The organism is Bacillus paranthracis (genome assembly GCF_001883995.1).
GTDB classification, from domain to species: Bacteria; Bacillota; Bacilli; order Bacillales; family Bacillaceae_G; genus Bacillus_A; species Bacillus_A paranthracis.
Genome location: NZ_MACE01000039.1, coordinates 72,004 through 87,592, shown reverse-complemented (window position 1 = coordinate 87,592; position 15,589 = coordinate 72,004). Strand labels below are relative to the sequence as shown.

19 protein-coding genes and 1 tRNA gene are annotated in these 15,589 nt (G+C 38.0%); 8 read left to right on the top strand and 12 right to left on the bottom strand.

The genetic code is table 11. From position 1 onward, the window contains the following. The 4 genes from cggR to BAQ46_RS15465 form a co-directional block, all read right to left on the bottom strand. A complete protein-coding gene (cggR, locus tag BAQ46_RS15480) occupies positions 1–1,029 on the bottom strand; it encodes a gapA transcriptional regulator CggR (protein ID WP_001258187.1) in 1,029 nt (342 codons plus the stop codon). A gap of 135 nt (positions 1,030–1,164) precedes the next feature. Further along, complete coding sequence (locus tag BAQ46_RS15475) at positions 1,165–1,410, bottom strand: glutaredoxin family protein (protein WP_000869729.1); 246 nt, start codon at positions 1,408–1,410, stop codon at positions 1,165–1,167. A 9-nt stretch (positions 1,411–1,419) separates the two neighbouring features. After that, entirely contained in the window at positions 1,420–2,727 is a 1,308-nt protein-coding gene (rpoN, locus tag BAQ46_RS15470; RefSeq protein ID WP_000647985.1) for an RNA polymerase factor sigma-54, read from the bottom strand. Between the two features lie 259 nt (positions 2,728–2,986). Beyond that, positions 2,987–3,062 (bottom strand) — tRNA-Arg (locus BAQ46_RS15465). Positions 3,063–3,267: 205 nt separating this feature from the next. Here BAQ46_RS15465 and BAQ46_RS15460 point away from each other — a divergent pair. From BAQ46_RS15460 to clpP, 8 genes are all read left to right on the top strand, one after another. Next, the gene (locus BAQ46_RS15460; protein ID WP_000216166.1) at positions 3,268–3,474 is read left to right on the top strand and encodes a DUF1657 domain-containing protein; all 207 of its coding nucleotides are present in this window, start codon (positions 3,268–3,270) and stop codon (positions 3,472–3,474) included. 93 nt (positions 3,475–3,567) lie between these two features. Further along, the gene (locus tag BAQ46_RS15455) at positions 3,568–4,053 is read left to right on the top strand and encodes a YhcN/YlaJ family sporulation lipoprotein (RefSeq protein ID WP_001170598.1); all 486 of its coding nucleotides are present in this window, start codon (positions 3,568–3,570) and stop codon (positions 4,051–4,053) included. Positions 4,054–4,082: 29 nt separating this feature from the next. Then, positions 4,083–4,559 carry a stage V sporulation protein AC gene (gene spoVAC, locus BAQ46_RS15450; RefSeq protein WP_000095407.1) on the top strand — a complete coding sequence of 159 codons (477 nt, stop codon included), beginning with the start codon at positions 4,083–4,085 and terminating at the stop codon, positions 4,557–4,559. Further along, entirely contained in the window at positions 4,560–5,576 is a 1,017-nt protein-coding gene (gene spoVAD, locus BAQ46_RS15445) for a stage V sporulation protein AD (protein ID WP_000938956.1), read from the top strand. After that, positions 5,573–5,923, top strand: coding sequence for a stage V sporulation protein AE (spoVAE, locus tag BAQ46_RS15440; RefSeq protein ID WP_000575919.1), 351 nt, complete (start codon positions 5,573–5,575; stop codon positions 5,921–5,923). The genes spoVAD and spoVAE overlap by 4 nt, the downstream gene beginning before the upstream one ends. An 11-nt stretch (positions 5,924–5,934) precedes the next feature. Beyond that, on the top strand, positions 5,935–6,141 hold the full coding sequence (locus BAQ46_RS15435; protein WP_000215911.1) for a DUF1657 domain-containing protein: 207 nt from the start codon (positions 5,935–5,937) through the stop codon (positions 6,139–6,141). A 20-nt stretch (positions 6,142–6,161) separates the two neighbouring features. Then, positions 6,162–7,031: a DUF421 domain-containing protein gene (locus tag BAQ46_RS15430; protein WP_000018916.1), complete on the top strand. Its 870-nt coding sequence runs from the start codon at positions 6,162–6,164 to the stop codon at positions 7,029–7,031. A gap of 241 nt (positions 7,032–7,272) precedes the next feature. Continuing rightward, positions 7,273–7,854 carry an ATP-dependent Clp endopeptidase proteolytic subunit ClpP gene (gene clpP, locus BAQ46_RS15425; RefSeq protein ID WP_001049162.1) on the top strand — a complete coding sequence of 194 codons (582 nt, stop codon included), beginning with the start codon at positions 7,273–7,275 and terminating at the stop codon, positions 7,852–7,854. A 311-nt stretch (positions 7,855–8,165) separates the two neighbouring features. Here clpP and BAQ46_RS15420 read toward each other — a convergent pair whose 3' ends face one another. From BAQ46_RS15420 to BAQ46_RS15385, 8 genes are all read right to left on the bottom strand, one after another. After that, positions 8,166–8,414 (bottom strand): HPr family phosphocarrier protein, encoded by a 249-nt coding sequence (locus BAQ46_RS15420; protein ID WP_000250307.1) that lies wholly within the window; start codon positions 8,412–8,414, stop codon positions 8,166–8,168. A gap of 23 nt (positions 8,415–8,437) precedes the next feature. Further along, positions 8,438–9,388: a DNA-binding protein WhiA gene (gene whiA, locus BAQ46_RS15415; RefSeq protein WP_000006561.1), complete on the bottom strand. Its 951-nt coding sequence runs from the start codon at positions 9,386–9,388 to the stop codon at positions 8,438–8,440. An 89-nt stretch (positions 9,389–9,477) separates the two neighbouring features. Continuing rightward, complete coding sequence (locus BAQ46_RS15410) at positions 9,478–10,431, bottom strand: gluconeogenesis factor YvcK family protein (protein WP_000712175.1); 954 nt, start codon at positions 10,429–10,431, stop codon at positions 9,478–9,480. Between the two features lie 3 nt (positions 10,432–10,434). Beyond that, complete coding sequence (rapZ, locus tag BAQ46_RS15405) at positions 10,435–11,316, bottom strand: RNase adapter RapZ (RefSeq protein ID WP_000138457.1); 882 nt, start codon at positions 11,314–11,316, stop codon at positions 10,435–10,437. Between the two features lie 20 nt (positions 11,317–11,336). Then, on the bottom strand, positions 11,337–11,795 hold the full coding sequence (locus BAQ46_RS15400) for an NUDIX hydrolase (protein WP_001190080.1): 459 nt from the start codon (positions 11,793–11,795) through the stop codon (positions 11,337–11,339). Positions 11,796–12,023: 228 nt separating this feature from the next. Continuing rightward, complete coding sequence (locus tag BAQ46_RS15395) at positions 12,024–12,830, bottom strand: DUF368 domain-containing protein (RefSeq protein ID WP_000455203.1); 807 nt, start codon at positions 12,828–12,830, stop codon at positions 12,024–12,026. Between the two features lie 165 nt (positions 12,831–12,995). Further along, complete coding sequence (trxB, locus tag BAQ46_RS15390) at positions 12,996–13,952, bottom strand: thioredoxin-disulfide reductase (RefSeq protein WP_001288072.1); 957 nt, start codon at positions 13,950–13,952, stop codon at positions 12,996–12,998. A gap of 84 nt (positions 13,953–14,036) precedes the next feature. Continuing rightward, positions 14,037–15,548, bottom strand: a complete 1,512-nt coding sequence (locus tag BAQ46_RS15385) for a tetratricopeptide repeat protein (RefSeq protein ID WP_071742123.1) — start codon at positions 15,546–15,548, stop codon at positions 14,037–14,039. Between the last annotated feature and the right edge of the window lie 41 nt (positions 15,549–15,589).

Here is a 15,589-nt window from a genome sequence, read left to right as displayed (position 1 = left end):
TTAAAGGGTAATACCCTTTGTTAACTGTTTTGCTGCACCTTCATCTGTAATTAGAATTGAAGTGTGCCCTTGTTTAATTACAGCCTGTATTGCCTTTGCCTTTGAAGAACCTCCAGCGACTGCAACAACGTGAGATACATTTTGTAAATCCTCTAGTTGCATACCAACTGTTCTTACTTTATGAACAACATTTCCTTGTTCATTAAAGTAGTAACCGAAAGCTTCGCCAACTGCTTCGCTTGCCTGAATCTTTAACCAATCTGCTTCTGAAGTATTTCTGCGACGTGCCATTGTTAACGCATCACCTATTCCATGAATGACGATATTGGAAGATCGAATCAACTCAAGAACTTCTTTCACGGAAGGCTCTGTCACAATAGACGCATATGCTTCGCTGCTAACATGGTCTGGAACATACAATAAGCGATAATTACTCATCGTATTTTGCGCCATTTTGGCACAAATGGTATTGGCTTCTAACTCGACGCCTTCTCCAATTCCACCACGTGCTGGGACAAATAGCATATGTAAATCTTTGCAATCAAGCTGCATCATGTCCGCAACAGCAGCTAGCGTAGTTCCTCCAGCCACAGCAACGATATTATTCGCTGTCAGACGGTCTTTTATACAAGTCACACAAGCACGGCCCATCTCCAGTTTGACCCAAGGTGATTCATCACTATCACCAGGGACAACGAAAACTTCATCCAAGTCTAATGTTTCCTTAAGTTGCTTTTCTAAAACCTTTAACCCGGAAATTTCTTTCATAAAGTCTTCCAAAGCAAGAACTAAAGCTGTTCCTTCTTCTGTCAAAGTCATTCCAGAAGAAGCGACGTGAACTAAGTTTTGTTCTTTCAAAACTTGAACTTCACTTCGCAATACTCGTTCTGTCATACCGAGACTTGCTGATAAATTTCTTCTTCCAATCGGCTGCATAAGCCTAATGTATTGAAGAATTTGCATTCTCGTTTGCATAACAGGTAGCAGATCAGGTAATAATTTTTTTGTGTTCTGAATCCATGAGCGCATATCTTTTCTCCTCACTACATCGGTTCATTTTCCCTCGTGGTCACTTTACGTCCCGTAGTGACATTTTGTGTCCCACATAGGTTAAAAAAATAATCCCTGCTACGTGTATTATTGTAACAGGAGATAGAAACTTATTCAACTCTTAACTGCATTCTTTATATAGTTTATTATGACACCTTTGTGAATGTTACCATATTCTACTTGTTTTCCGTCTATTTCTACAACCGGAATCATTAGATGATATTTTTCTAAAAGGTCATTATCTTCATATATATCTATTTCCTCAATTTGAAAAGAATATTCACATTGTACTTCCTGTAAAACTTGTTTCGCCTTCACGCAAAGGCCACAATCTTTTTTTGTATACAGTACAACTTTCATCTTCTTCACCTATCCGATTGTTTTTCGTAATGACGACGCTGGAATGTGCATTTGCTCTCTATACTTCGCCACTGTTCTTCGAGAAATAACGATTTCGTGCTCTTCTTCTAACAATTTTGAAATCTTTTGATCTGAAAGTGGCTTTTTCTTATTCTCTGCCTCAACAAGCGTTTGAATAAATTGTTTTACACGCTTTGTAGAGACTGCTTCATCTTCAGTAGTCGAAACGGCATTACTAAAGAACGATTTCATCTCAAATAAACCGTGTGGTGTTTGCACATATTTATTTCGCGTTGCGCGACTAATTGTCGATTCATGCACACTTAACTCTTCAGCTACTTCTTTTAAAGCAAGTGGCTTTAAATACTCCGGACCTTTCCAGAAGAAATCACGTTGTTTTTCCATAATAATGGTCATTACTTGCAAAAGCGTTTGTTTTCTCTGTTTCAAACTACGCATAATCCACTGCACATGCTGATACTTTTCTGAAACGTAAGATGCTACTTCACTTTCACTATTATTAAGAAGCGCACTATATTCAGAATGAATTTCAATTCTCGGCATATTTCTCTCATTCATTTGTAAAACGAGACGATCACCATCTTTTTTCACCGCCATATCAGGCACAATATAAAGTGGTTTATCAGAAGAAAACGCAAGACCTGGTTTCGGCTGTAATGACGTAATACAGTTCACCGCCGATTGCAATTCCTCATTACTACACTTCAACACTTGAACGAGCTTTCGCCAATCTTTCTTCACGAAATAAGCGAAATGGTCTTCTACAACCTCTTCTGCTAATCCATTCCGCCTTTGTAAGCGCTTCAATTGCAAAGTTAGACATTCCTGAATATTACGCGCTCCTACCCCTGCTGGCTCCAGTGATTGGACAAGCTCTACAGAGCGGTCAACTACATGAAGTGGTACGGAAAGAAGATTTGCTAACTCTTCGTTCGTCTCTTGTAAATACCCATTTCCATCCATGTTCATAATAATGAAAGAAGCTACTTTTCGCTCTTCTTCCTCTATTTTATAATACTGTATTTGATTTAATAAATGTTGCTGAATCGTTGTAGAATCCACACTGTAGATTTCCATCTGATTCTCGACTTGTTTGCTGGTACTTTTACTTGTGTTAGAGCTCTTTTTCTTCTCCCTCTCAAAACCACCTAACTCAATAAGGGGATTCTCTAACGATTGCTCATACAAAAACTCCGATAATTCTTGTACATTATACTGGAGCATTGTAATCGCTTGCCTTAACTCTTGTGTCATTGCCAAACGTAAGCTTTGTTCTTGTAAAAGACTTGCCTTCAAACTAATCTCCCCCTTGTTTCTATTGTACAATAAGTTTGGTAAAAGGAGAATGCTATCACAGACACCCATTCCAAAATATTATTAATTTATATGTATTAATGAGATTTACAACTTACAACCGAAATTTGAATAATATTGAAAGAAAATAATAACGGAATTAATTTATAATCAAGTACTAATAGTAAATCTTATTACCAGATATAACAAGAGGAAAATAAAAAAAGTCCTAACCTACAAAACGTAAGTTAGGACTTTTTGACGCGCCCAGAGGGATTCGAACCCCCGGCAGACGTGGTACCGGAAACCACCGCTCTATCCGACTGAGCTATGGGCGCATGATAATAGAAAACACTTCATTTTCTTCTCATAATAATAGCAATAAAATCCATCTAAATCAATAAAAATATCCCCGTAATCCTTTATGACGCTTAGTTATGAGTATATTAACAAAGCACCCACCCCTAAATTTTCCAATCATAAATTCACCCCAACTCACAAATTATAATCTTTGAATTGATATTCCAAAGGGGGCTTCATTCAATGACTGTAATTACGAAATTAAAACAAACTGTTTCTGGATTAAAAAGTGCACAAGCTAGCTTAGAGGGATTCGCTCTTGATACGGATAACCAACAAGCTAAGCAACTTTTCCAAACAGCTGCACAGCAAACACAAACGATTATCGATTCTTTAAACCCACGCGTTGAAGAAGTCCAACAAGAAGAACCACAATACTCACAGCAATAACGAATCAGTCTTGCTGTGAAATAGAAAAAGGATGATATGCAGTCATCCTTTTTCTATCACATTACATATTGCAATAGAAATGGAATGATAAATATGCAAAAACTCGGACTCATAACCGTATTATTTGCCCTTCTATTTAGCTCTTTTACCGGATGTGATAATAGTCCTTTAGATAAAAAAGTGAAAGAAGAAGCAAAACGAACGGAGAAAGAGAAAGGTCCAAAGTTAACAAAAACGAGTATGGAATCCTTTAATCAATCTATATCACAAGGAGCCAAGAAAAGAGCTCTCACTATGGATGAAATTATAAAAAGTACAGCAGTAAATTCAAATTTAGATCTCTACATAGCAGTTACACCTGAGCATCACGAAAGATTTGGATTAAAACCTCTCCGTAAGAAGCTCCAAAAGCAGCTAAGTGATGAGCACCCCACTTTCGATGTTCGTGTAAGTACAGATAAAAAAATCTTTATGTTACTTGAAAAGCTTGAAAGAAAAATTAAGGAAAAGAAGGTATCTAAAGATGAAATTAATAAACAATTAAAATTCATTGGTAAAAAAATGGAGTCTAACACTTAACGCTTTTTAAAAGAAAAGGAAGGTTTGCAATGTCTAGTAAAGATAAAAACTTAACCCCTGTGCAACAGGAATATAAAAAATTCGAGCAAGAACGCGAACCGAAGCGTCCTGTCTTAAAAAACTGTATAAAAGCCTTTTTCGTTGGTGGTTTCATTTGCCTAATTGGGCAACTCATTTCTACTTTTTATATTACGTATTTCGATTTCACTGAACGCTCAGCAGGGAATCCAACAGTAGCAACTCTTATTTTCATCTCGATGTTACTAACTGGGTTCGGCGTATATGATCGTCTCGGTCAATTTGCAGGTGCTGGGACAGCTGTACCTGTCACTGGATTTGGTAACTCTGTTGTCGCCGCATGTATCGAGCACCGGACGGAAGGGTTTGTCCTTGGCGTTGGCGGTAACATGTTTAAATTAGCCGGCTCCGTTATTTTATTTGGTGTATTTTCAGCTTTCGTCATCGCACTTATTAAAACGATTCTCGTTCAATGGGGAGGGCTATAAATGTTACAAGGACACCGAACGTGGGTATTTGAAAACAAACCAGTTATTATTTCGACAGGAGTCGTCGGCGGGCCGTTTGAAGCAAAAGGAAAAATCCCCGAAGACTTCGATATCCTTCATGAAGATTTATGGCTCGGACAAGATTCCTATGAAAAAGCACATAAAATTTTGTTCGAAGAAGCTTGTAGCCGCGCCACTGAAAAAGCAGAACTTCGTAAAGACGATATCCAATTTGTACTCGCAGGAGATTTAATTAATCAAATTACCCCTACAAGTTTTGCTTGCCGTACACTGGGCACTCCTTATCTCGGACTATTCGGCGCTTGTTCTACTTCTATGGAAGGTTTAGCACTTGGGGCGAGTATCGTAAATGCAAAAGGCGCAAAATATTTATTAACTGGGGCATCAAGCCATAACACCGCTGTAGAAAAACAGTTCCGCTACCCTACTGAATATGGTGGACAAAAGCCACCTACCGCGCAGTGGACAGTAACTGGAGCAGGAGCCGCTATTTTAAGTGATACTGGAAACGGCCCTAGGGTAACATCAGCCACAATCGGAAAAGTGGTTGATATGGGATTAACCGATCCGTTTAATATGGGAGGCGCAATGGCTCCAGCCGCCGTCGATACAATTGAGGCCCACCTACGCGAACGCCAAATCGACGCCTCTTACTACGATTTAATCGTAACCGGTGACCTCGGACATGTCGGCCGCGAAATTGCTTATGACTTATTACATAAACACGGAACGAAAGTAACGAGCGAACAGTTTCAAGATTGCGGGCTGCTCATTTATAGAGAAGGGCAACCTGTCATAGCTGGGGCTAGTGGACCAGGATGTTCCGCAACAGTCGTGTACGGTCATTTATTAAACAGAATGAAAAGAGGAGAGTTCAAAAAAATACTTGTCGTTGCGACAGGCGCTTTACTATCTCCACTTACATTCCAACAAGAAGAAACGATTCCGTGCATCGCTCACGCCGTTTCAATTGAATTCGGAGGTGCAACGCAATGATTTTTTTCTGGGCTTTCGTCATTGGCGGACTCATATGTGTAATTGGCCAACTTATGTTTGATGTCGGCAAACTAACACCCGCTCATACAATGGCAACACTCGTTGTTGCTGGAGCTATATTAGATGGATTTAATTTGTATGAACCATTAATTGACTTCGCTGGAGCTGGGGCAACCGTACCTATTACAAGCTTTGGTAATGCCCTCGTTCACGGCGCAATGGAAGAAGCCGCAAAACATGGCATCGTTGGCGTTATTACCGGCATGTTTAAAGTAACAAGCGCCGGTGTATCCGCAGCTATTATTTTCGGCTTCATCGGAGCATTGTTATTCAAACCGAAAGGATAAGGAGTGTTTGTATGACTGTTATCGCTAGCGTAAAAACCTGTCTCGCTAGTGTAAGGGGCGCTCAAGCAAGTTTAAGTTCCCTTTCACTAAATTCACAGGATGAAGAAACAAAACGTGTATTTCACGAATGCATGCTAGAAATGGACAGCATCATCGCTGATTTACAAAATAGAGTTTCAGTATTAGAACGTGAAGAACCTCAATATAAAGGGTTTTAAGTAGACTGGAGGAAATGACTATGTCTCACCTGCCGGAATGGACACTTGTCATTCTTCGCTCTGTATTCATATTAATTATTTTATTCGCTATTACGAAATGGTTAGGGAAAAGACAAATCTCTCAGCTCTCCTTCTTTGAATACATAGCCGGAATGACAATCGGTGACATCGCTGCCCAAGTATCTACAGGGCTCGATTCAAAATTTTTTCACGGCGTCTTTGCGATACTCATTTTCGCTGTGGTACCTTTTTTAACAGGAATCCTCTCTTTAAAGAACAAAACAGCTCGGGACTTCTTTGAAGGGAAATCTACCGTATTAATAAAAGACGGAAAGATACTCGAAGACAACTTAAAGAAAGAAAAATATACAAGTGATGAATTACTGGAACTTCTCCGTGGAAAAGGTGCTTTCAGCGTAGCTGATGTTGAATTTGCTGTCTTAGAACCGAGCGGAGAATTAAATGTATTATTAAAGAAAGATTCCCAGCCACTTACAGCAAAAGACATCGGTTTAAAAGTAGCAAACGAAAAAGAACCACAAACTGTTATTATGGATGGCAATGTCTTAGATGAACCGCTATCCGCAAGTGGACATAACCGCGCTTGGCTACATGCTGAACTAGAAAAGCTCGGTGTTGTTATTGAAAATGTCTTTCTCGGTCAAGTTGATTCATACGGACAACTGACTATCGACATTTATAATGACAAACTACAAATGCCTTCTCCTCAAAACAAACCTTTATTATTAGCATCATTAAAAAAATGTCATGCTGATCTTGAACTATTTTCCTTAGAAACAAAGTCGAAATCAGCGAGCGAAATGTATAGTAAAAACGCGAAACAAATCGAAAAGATTTTAAATAAAGTAACCTATCTTTTAAAAGAATAGATATCGAAAGAACGCTTCAGTCAAAAGGCGTTCTTTTCTTTTTTTCTACAGTTTTTATAACGTTTAAATTTATGTAATTCGGTTATGATGTTGAAGATACATAAGCAGGGAATTTCAAAAACATAGCGAATATTTCATGGTACAACTACATATTTTTTTGATTTAAAGTGGTTTCGTTTGACCTTTATTGACCATAATTGTATTATAAGACTAAGAAAGCTTTATAAGGAGGAAATAACAGATGAATTTAATTCCTACAGTAATTGAACAAACAAATCGTGGAGAACGCGCTTACGATATTTACTCTCGACTATTAAAAGACCGCATCATTATGCTTGGTAGCGCAATTGATGACAACGTAGCTAACTCAATCGTTTCCCAGCTTTTATTCTTGGAATCTCAAGATCCAGAAAAAGATATTCACATCTACATCAACAGCCCTGGTGGTTCTATCACAGCAGGTATGGCAATTTACGATACAATGCAGTTTATTAAACCGCAAGTATCAACAATCTGTATCGGTATGGCTGCATCTATGGGTGCATTCTTACTTGCAGCAGGTGAAAAAGGAAAACGTTATGCACTTCCAAACAGTGAAGTAATGATTCACCAACCACTTGGTGGTGCACAAGGTCAAGCGACTGAAATCGAAATCGCTGCTAAACGTATTCTATTCTTACGTGAAAAACTAAACCAAATTCTTGCTGACCGCACAGGTCAACCACTTGAAGTGCTACAACGCGACACAGACCGCGACAACTTCATGACAGCAGAAAAAGCTTTAGAATACGGTTTAATCGATAAGATCTTTACAAATCGTTAATACTTAAAAGCGGAAGCGGCTTATTTAGAGTCGCTGGAGCTGGATACATAAAAAAGCGCCTATTACAGGGCGCTTTTTTATAGTTAAATCTCCGCACGAACATACCCCACTCAGTATCCCTCTAAATATATCGGCGATTTTTCAAATATATCGACCGTAACTCCAATTATATCGGCGATTATTTTAATATATCGACGTTTCGACACAACTTATCGACTTACCGACAATTCTCGACAAGAACGCACATCCCACATACCCCCACCAACAAGCCCCAAACAACAAAAAAGCTATCGCACATGCGCGATAGCTTCTTATTGTACATATGCAGCTAATGCCTCTAAAGCCTCTTCTGCATCTGAACCTTCTGTTGTAATTGTTATCATGCTACCAGTTCCAATTGCTAAGCTCATAATCCCCATTATGCTCTTTGCATTTACTGTCTTCCCATCTTTTTCGATGAAAATATCTGCATGAAAGCGATTGGCCTCTTGTACAAACAACGCAGCCGGACGTGCTTGTAAACCGTTTTTTAATGAAACCTGAACTCTTTTTTGAACCACAGCTCCATTTCCCCTTTAACCTCTTATTTTTTTGCTACCGTTTCCCCCGCGCGTAATTTCTCTGCAATATCATCAATTTTACGCAAACGATGATTAATACCCGATTTACTAATTTTCCCCCCGGATACCATCTCACCTAACTCTTTCAATGTTACATCTTGATAATCTCTTCGTAATTGCGCAATTTCTCGTAGTTTATCCGGCAATATATCAAGACCAACCGTCTCATCAATATAACGGATATTTTCAATCTGCCTTAGCGCTGCACCAATTGTTTTATTTAAATTAGCTGTTTCGCAGTTCACTAAGCGATTTACAGAATTACGCATATCACGTACGATTCGAATGTCTTCAAATCTTAAAAGTGCATTATGAGCACCTATAATATTTAAAAACTCTGTAATCTTTTCTGCTTCTTTCAAATACGTAATGTACCCTTTTCTTCTTTCCAACGTCTTACTATTTAAATCAAATCCGTTCATCAGTTCACATATAGCATCATTATGTTCCTTATATAACGAAAAGATCTCTAAATGATAAGATGATGTTTCTGGGTTATTTACTGAACCACCTGCTAAAAATGCACCGCGTAAATACGATCGTTTACAACATTTCTTCTCAATTAATTCTTGTGATATATTTCGAATAAATGAAAAGTCGTCTCGAACGATATGAAGATCAGCTAATATTTCGCGTGACTTCTCAACAAGCCTTACGATATATACATTGTTTTTCTTCAATCGCATTTTTTTACGAACAAGTAATTCTACCGTCACGTCATATCCTTTTTTCAAAAGCGTATAAATCCTTCTTGCAATTGCCGCATTTTCCGTTTGAATATCGATTGATAGACGACGATTTGAAAAAGAAAGCGATCCGTTCATGCGAAGTAACGCTGATAATTCTGCTTTCTCACAGCATTCCTTCATCTCCAGATTCGTCAACTCTTTCTTTGTTTCTGATGCAAATGACACAGTCAACACCTCCTTATACGATTATTGTGGAACAAAAATCTTGTCCTATATGAAATGAGGAGCGTTACCTCAAACGAGGCAACGCACATCTACAACAGTGAATATAAAATAGAAGCTAGTTTTAATGTATCGTGTCTTACAACACGGTCATCATACTTCGCTAATTGATCTTGAATCACATTAATATTATTTTCAGTAAAACGCTCTTCATCTACTACAACTGGCGCTGACATTTCTTCCTCATATAACTGACGTAATTCACAAGGAATATCACGGTTATTTACAATTGCAGTATCGATAAATGGTTCACCTAAATGATCATGTAACGCCTGCACATGATCAAACGCAGTATATCCCATCGTTTCACCAGCTTGCGTCATAACATTACACACATATACCTTCTTCGCCTTTGCAGCAAGAACAGCGTCCCCAATTTTGTTAACAACTAAATTCGGTAATATACTCGTATACAAACTTCCTGGACCGAAAACAAGTAAATCAGCTCGTTTAATTTCAGTCAACGTTTCATGTAACGGCTCTACATCTTCTGGAGTTAAAAAGACACGGTTAATTTTCTTTCCGAAATAAGGAATCTTTGATTCACCTGTTACAATTTCTCCGTCTTCTAGTTCCGCATGTAGTACTGCACTTTGATTCGCTGCTGGTAATACACGTCCTCTAACATTTAAAACTTTACTCGTTTCTGTAATAGCATGGAAGAAGTCTCCTGTAATCGAGGTCATACCTGCCAATAATAAATTTCCTAACGCATGACCTTTCAGCCCATCTCCCGTTGTGAAACGATGCTGAAATAAAGCTTCCACCAGTGGCTCTACATCTGATAACGCAACAAGTACGTTACGAATGTCACCTGGGGGTGGAATTTCTAGCTCATCACGTAATCTACCTGAACTGCCACCATCATCAGCGATTGTAACAACTGCTGTAATATCAACCGGATATTGTTTTAATCCTCGTAATAAAACAGAAAGTCCAGTTCCGCCTCCCATGATGACAATTTTAGGTTTTCTCTCTTTTTTCATCCCTTAATGGCCCTTTCTCTTCTCCACATCACGATGAGATACATGAACACTATACTCTGGTTTCAAATGTTTCCCAAGGTATTCTGTAAGCGTAACAGAACGATGCTGTCCACCTGTACATCCAATTGCAATTACAAGTTGACTCTTGCCTTCTCTTTTATAATGAGGCAGCATGAAAGTGATAAGATCAGTCAATTTCTCTAAAAACTTATGCGTCTCATTAAATTTCAGCACATACGATGAAACTTCCTCATCTAGTCCTGTTAATGGCTTCATATGTGGAATGTAATATGGATTTGGTAAAAAACGAACATCAAATACTAAATCGGCATCAATTGGAATACCGTACTTAAATCCAAATGACATAACATTTACACGAAATGCTTGCTCAGTTTCAGTTGAAAATAGGTGAACAATTTTTTCACGTAATTCTTTCGGTTTTAAATCAGATGTATCAAGCACAATATTCGCGCGTGCCTTCATATCTGTTAATAAATTACGCTCTGCTTCGATTCCCTTTAACGGCAGACCAGTTGGTGCAAGTGGATGCGAGCGTCTCGTTTCTTTATAACGAGTTACAAGTGTGCTATCTTTCGCATCTAAGAATAAAATATGAGGAATAATCCATGTACGTTCTGATAAATCATCAAGCGCTTCCCATAAATGTTCAAAAAACTCTCGGCCACGTAAATCAATACCAAGTGCTACTTTATTCATTTTTCCTTTTGAATCCGCCATAAGCTCAATAAACTTTGGCAATAACATCGGTGGTAAATTATCTACACAGAAATATCCTAAATCTTCAAAACTTTGTAAAGCTACTGTCTTTCCAGCTCCAGACATTCCTGTAATAATTACCATTTTTATATCATTATTCTCTGTCATCGTATCCTCTCCTTGACGGTTTAACTCGGATCTAATCGATATGAAAGCAACTCAAAATCTGGGGTATATACAAATGTACCGTAGATTATGCCATTTCCTTTAATTAAATAATCAATAATGTGATAATCTCCTGGTGCCATTGCTAAATCATCAATTTTATCAAATGTATGCCAACCAATGATGCCTTCTTCGCTCTCTAGTTTGTTTTCTCCTGCAAAATCTGTCGCTAAAAAGGAGAACATCATCCATTCAGAAACAACTTTATCACCTTCTTGGATGACAAAGGTGAAGACCCCCTTTAACGCTGGGTTCTTTAAATAAATACCTGTTTCTTCACGATACTCGCGAACAACGGAATCTCTTACAGTCTCACCACGCTCCATTTTCCCGCCTGGTGCAACCCACCAATTCCGGCGAGGTTTTTGGAGTAAGAGTACTTCATTATCTCTAATTAACACACAGTTTGTCACTCTTTGCATGTTTCTTCACCTCAGCTACTTGCAGCAAATTTCTCACTGCATACTCATTTCATTATACTATCAAAAACAGTTTGCTACAACGAAGGAGCCAGTCCCCCTTTCGCTAAACACTGCTACTCAACAATTTTAAAAAAGCTTTTTATAACAAGCAATGTAAATGCCTGGACTTTCAATATATAGCATGAAAAATCCCCTTAACGACTTTTATCGCCAAGGGGACTCCAGCCCTTATTTCTTACCGAAATAAGTAACAATCGCAAATCCTAAAATAAAGGTAATAATTGAACTTATAATTGAAAATCCTCCAGTTGGAATACCAGGGAACACAATTACAATCGAACCGATAACTAGTCCAATAATTGCCGCAAATGTCATACTTTTATATCGATCTAATAAGAAACTAATTCCTTTACTACTTACAACGAACCCTACCATAACGCCAGCACCAATAACTGCAATTAAAGGTAAGTTGAGTGTAGTTAAAGCATTAATTGCTGTCGGATATACACCAATAATTAATAAAATAAACGATCCGCTAATTCCAGGAAGTAACATCGCCATACTAGCCATCCATCCTGCGAAAAATAAACCAATTGCATTTAAAATTGTTAACGTCGTAATTGGATCTGCTGTCTTATCTGGTTTAAAGAAAGCTGTGATGGCAACAAGAATTGCTGCAACGATTAATAAAACAATGTGCTTACCTTTAAACGACGACTTTGCATCAGCTTCTCTCATTAACATCGGTAATATACTAATAATTAAACCGAGGAAGAAAAATTGAGTCGGTTCATAATGATTTGCAAGTAAATATTTAATAACGTGACTTAACGTTAAAAACGCTGCTGCCACACCAGCTGCAAGTGGAATTAAAAATCCTAAATGTTTTTTCCATTCACGACTAAAGAATCCACTAATTGCCGCAAGCAATTGTTCATAAATCCCTAACACAACAGCGATTGTACCGCCGCTCACACCAGGAATTAAATCACTAACGCCCATACAAAATCCACGATATATATTACGCCATTCCATACTGAATAAATTCCTCATTTCTTATAGTGATTTTTTCCGTAAAGTCCAGTATATCAATAAGAAAGCTTATAATCCCAATATTTTTTGACAAAACTTTGACATTTTCACACAAAAAAAGAAGAAAGCTCCTATCGGTAGCTTTCTTCTCAAAAGGTATATTATCCCTTATTTTTCTGATACAGTTTTTAGTTCTTCTAATAATTCTTCTACGTAATGTTGTGCACTTTGTGCTGCAATACTACCATCACCTGTTGCAGTTACAATTTGACGTAGCATTTTTTCACGAACATCACCAGCTGCGAAAATACCAGGAACTTTCGTTTCCATACGCTCGTTTGTTTCAAGGTAACCATTTTCATTTGTAATACCTAGTTCAACAAATGGTTTTGATAGTGGTAACATACCGATGTATACGAATACGCCGTCAGTTTTGACTTCTTTCTCTTCTCCACTGTTTACATCTACAAGTGTTACACTTCCTACTTTACCATTTGCTTCGTTAATTTCTTTTATCGTGTGGTTCCAAATAAAGTCTACTTTTTCGTTTTGGAAAGCACGATCTTGTAAAATTTTCTGTGCGCGAAGCGTGTCACGACGGTGAACGATCGTTACTTTTGATGCGAAGCGTGTTAAGAACACACCCTCTTCAACAGCAGAATCTCCGCCGCCAATAACTACAAGTTCTTTCCCTTTAAAGAATGCGCCATCACATACCGCACAATATGATACACCGCGGCCGCCAAGTTCTGTTTCACCTGGTACACCAATTTTTTTATACTCTGCACCACTTGCAACGATAATTGCACGTGCTTTATATTCTTTTTTACCAGCAATAATTGTTTTGTATTCTTTACCATCGATGACTTCTTTCACATCACCGTATGCATATTCAGCACCAAATTTCTTCGCATGCTCGAACATTTTATTTGATAAGTCTGGTCCTAAAATAGACTCATAACCTGGGTAGTTTTCTACATCTTCTGTATTTGCCATTTGCCCGCCTGGAATACCACGCTCAAGCATTAATGTGCTTAAATTCGCACGAGATGTATATACTGCAGCTGTCATACCAGCTGGTCCTGCACCAATAATAATGACATCATAAATTTTTTCTTCTGACACACTATTCACTCCTATCCATTCCTACACAATTAAGTTACCCTCATTATACTGTTCGCATCATTTTTTTCCCAATGATTTGCTTATCTATGTGTGCGTACGCTTAACAGCTTGCACATACTTTCGAACAGTCGCTACAGATACATTATACACATCTCCGAGCTCCGACTGTGTCATCTTATTTCCTTGTTCACTGCGTACGATATATTCAACCGCAGCTGACCAGCCGTATACATTTGTAAAAACTGCCCCAGATGTATATAAACGTATAAACGTACAAAACCAAAATTGTAAACACTCTTCGATTAATTCATCATCTTTTTTCGTATAATTGTATAAAGCATCCGCGATTCGCGCGCACTGTTCAAATTGCTGTAAATCAGCTGGAATACTCTTATGGCTATTCAGTAAAAAGAAATACTTTGCAAGTTGCGATACGATTGGAACACCATTCTTCGCCTGCGTTACATCAAAGAAGAATCCAACCTTCTCCGGCGTTGATAATTCATTCATTAAATATAAAGCTAGCATTTGTTCCTCTAGCGTCGCACTTTGCTGGAATGATTTTCGTAATTCTTCCAATAACACATTTTGTCCTTCATCCGCTAAATTCAATGCATTCCACGGTTCTTTTCCCTTTTTATCAGGGTGCAATTCTACAACATGTTGCCACATTTTTTCAGCTACTTGCTGATCTTTCACCATATACGCAGAATATGCAAACCAATAATAGAAACTAACGTCTCCTTCGTATCCTTGACGCTTTAATAATTTGAACCATTTATATGCAGGCTCGAAATGACCAATTGTTGCAAGTGTCGTCCCAAGTTTCAAACGATGTTCAAACGAAATCGGATATACCGAAACTAACTGAGCAGCTAACACCTCTACTTGTTTATGCTCTCCAATTGAATATAGAAAAATAAGTGTATTACAAAGCGCATGTATATTACCAGGATTTTTCTCTAAAATCATTTCCGTTAATTTCAGCGCCTTATCTACATTACCAGATTGAAAATGCGCAATAGCTAAATTATTATGCCCCGACCAAAATTCCGGATAGTCTTTCGTAACAATTTCTAATGTAGCAATTGCTTCTTCCAATTGTCCGTTACGAATATAACGATTGGCTTCTTCCTGCATAACAATTAAATCATCTTCATCCTCAATCTCTTCCGCACCCATCGCTTCTTCTTCCATAATTTCAAGTAATTCTAATGTATCTTCAACAAATTCCTTCTCTTCTGCAACTTCTAAATAGCGATCCGCATACTTCTTCGCCTGCTGAAATAGACCCATATACGCATAATTATTTGCAATAAAATAATAACACTGTTCAAGTTCTGGATTAGATCTAACAAGCTTAAAGAAGGTTTGATTCGACTCTTGATATTCACCAGCCTCAGATAATACTGTTGCTAATTGACATAAAATAAACGGCTCCTTCTCGCTTTGTGCCGCTCTTCGAAAATATTTAATTGCATCTTGCAATTTTTGTCCTTTGTAAGCCCTCATCCCTTTTTTATAAAAGAAGTCCGCTAATTGATTAAAAGAGATAACTTGTCCGTTCTCCTTATATATTCTTTGATTTTTCCCCATATATCCTCCAGTTTTTTGTTTTCTTCGTTCACACATTCTTC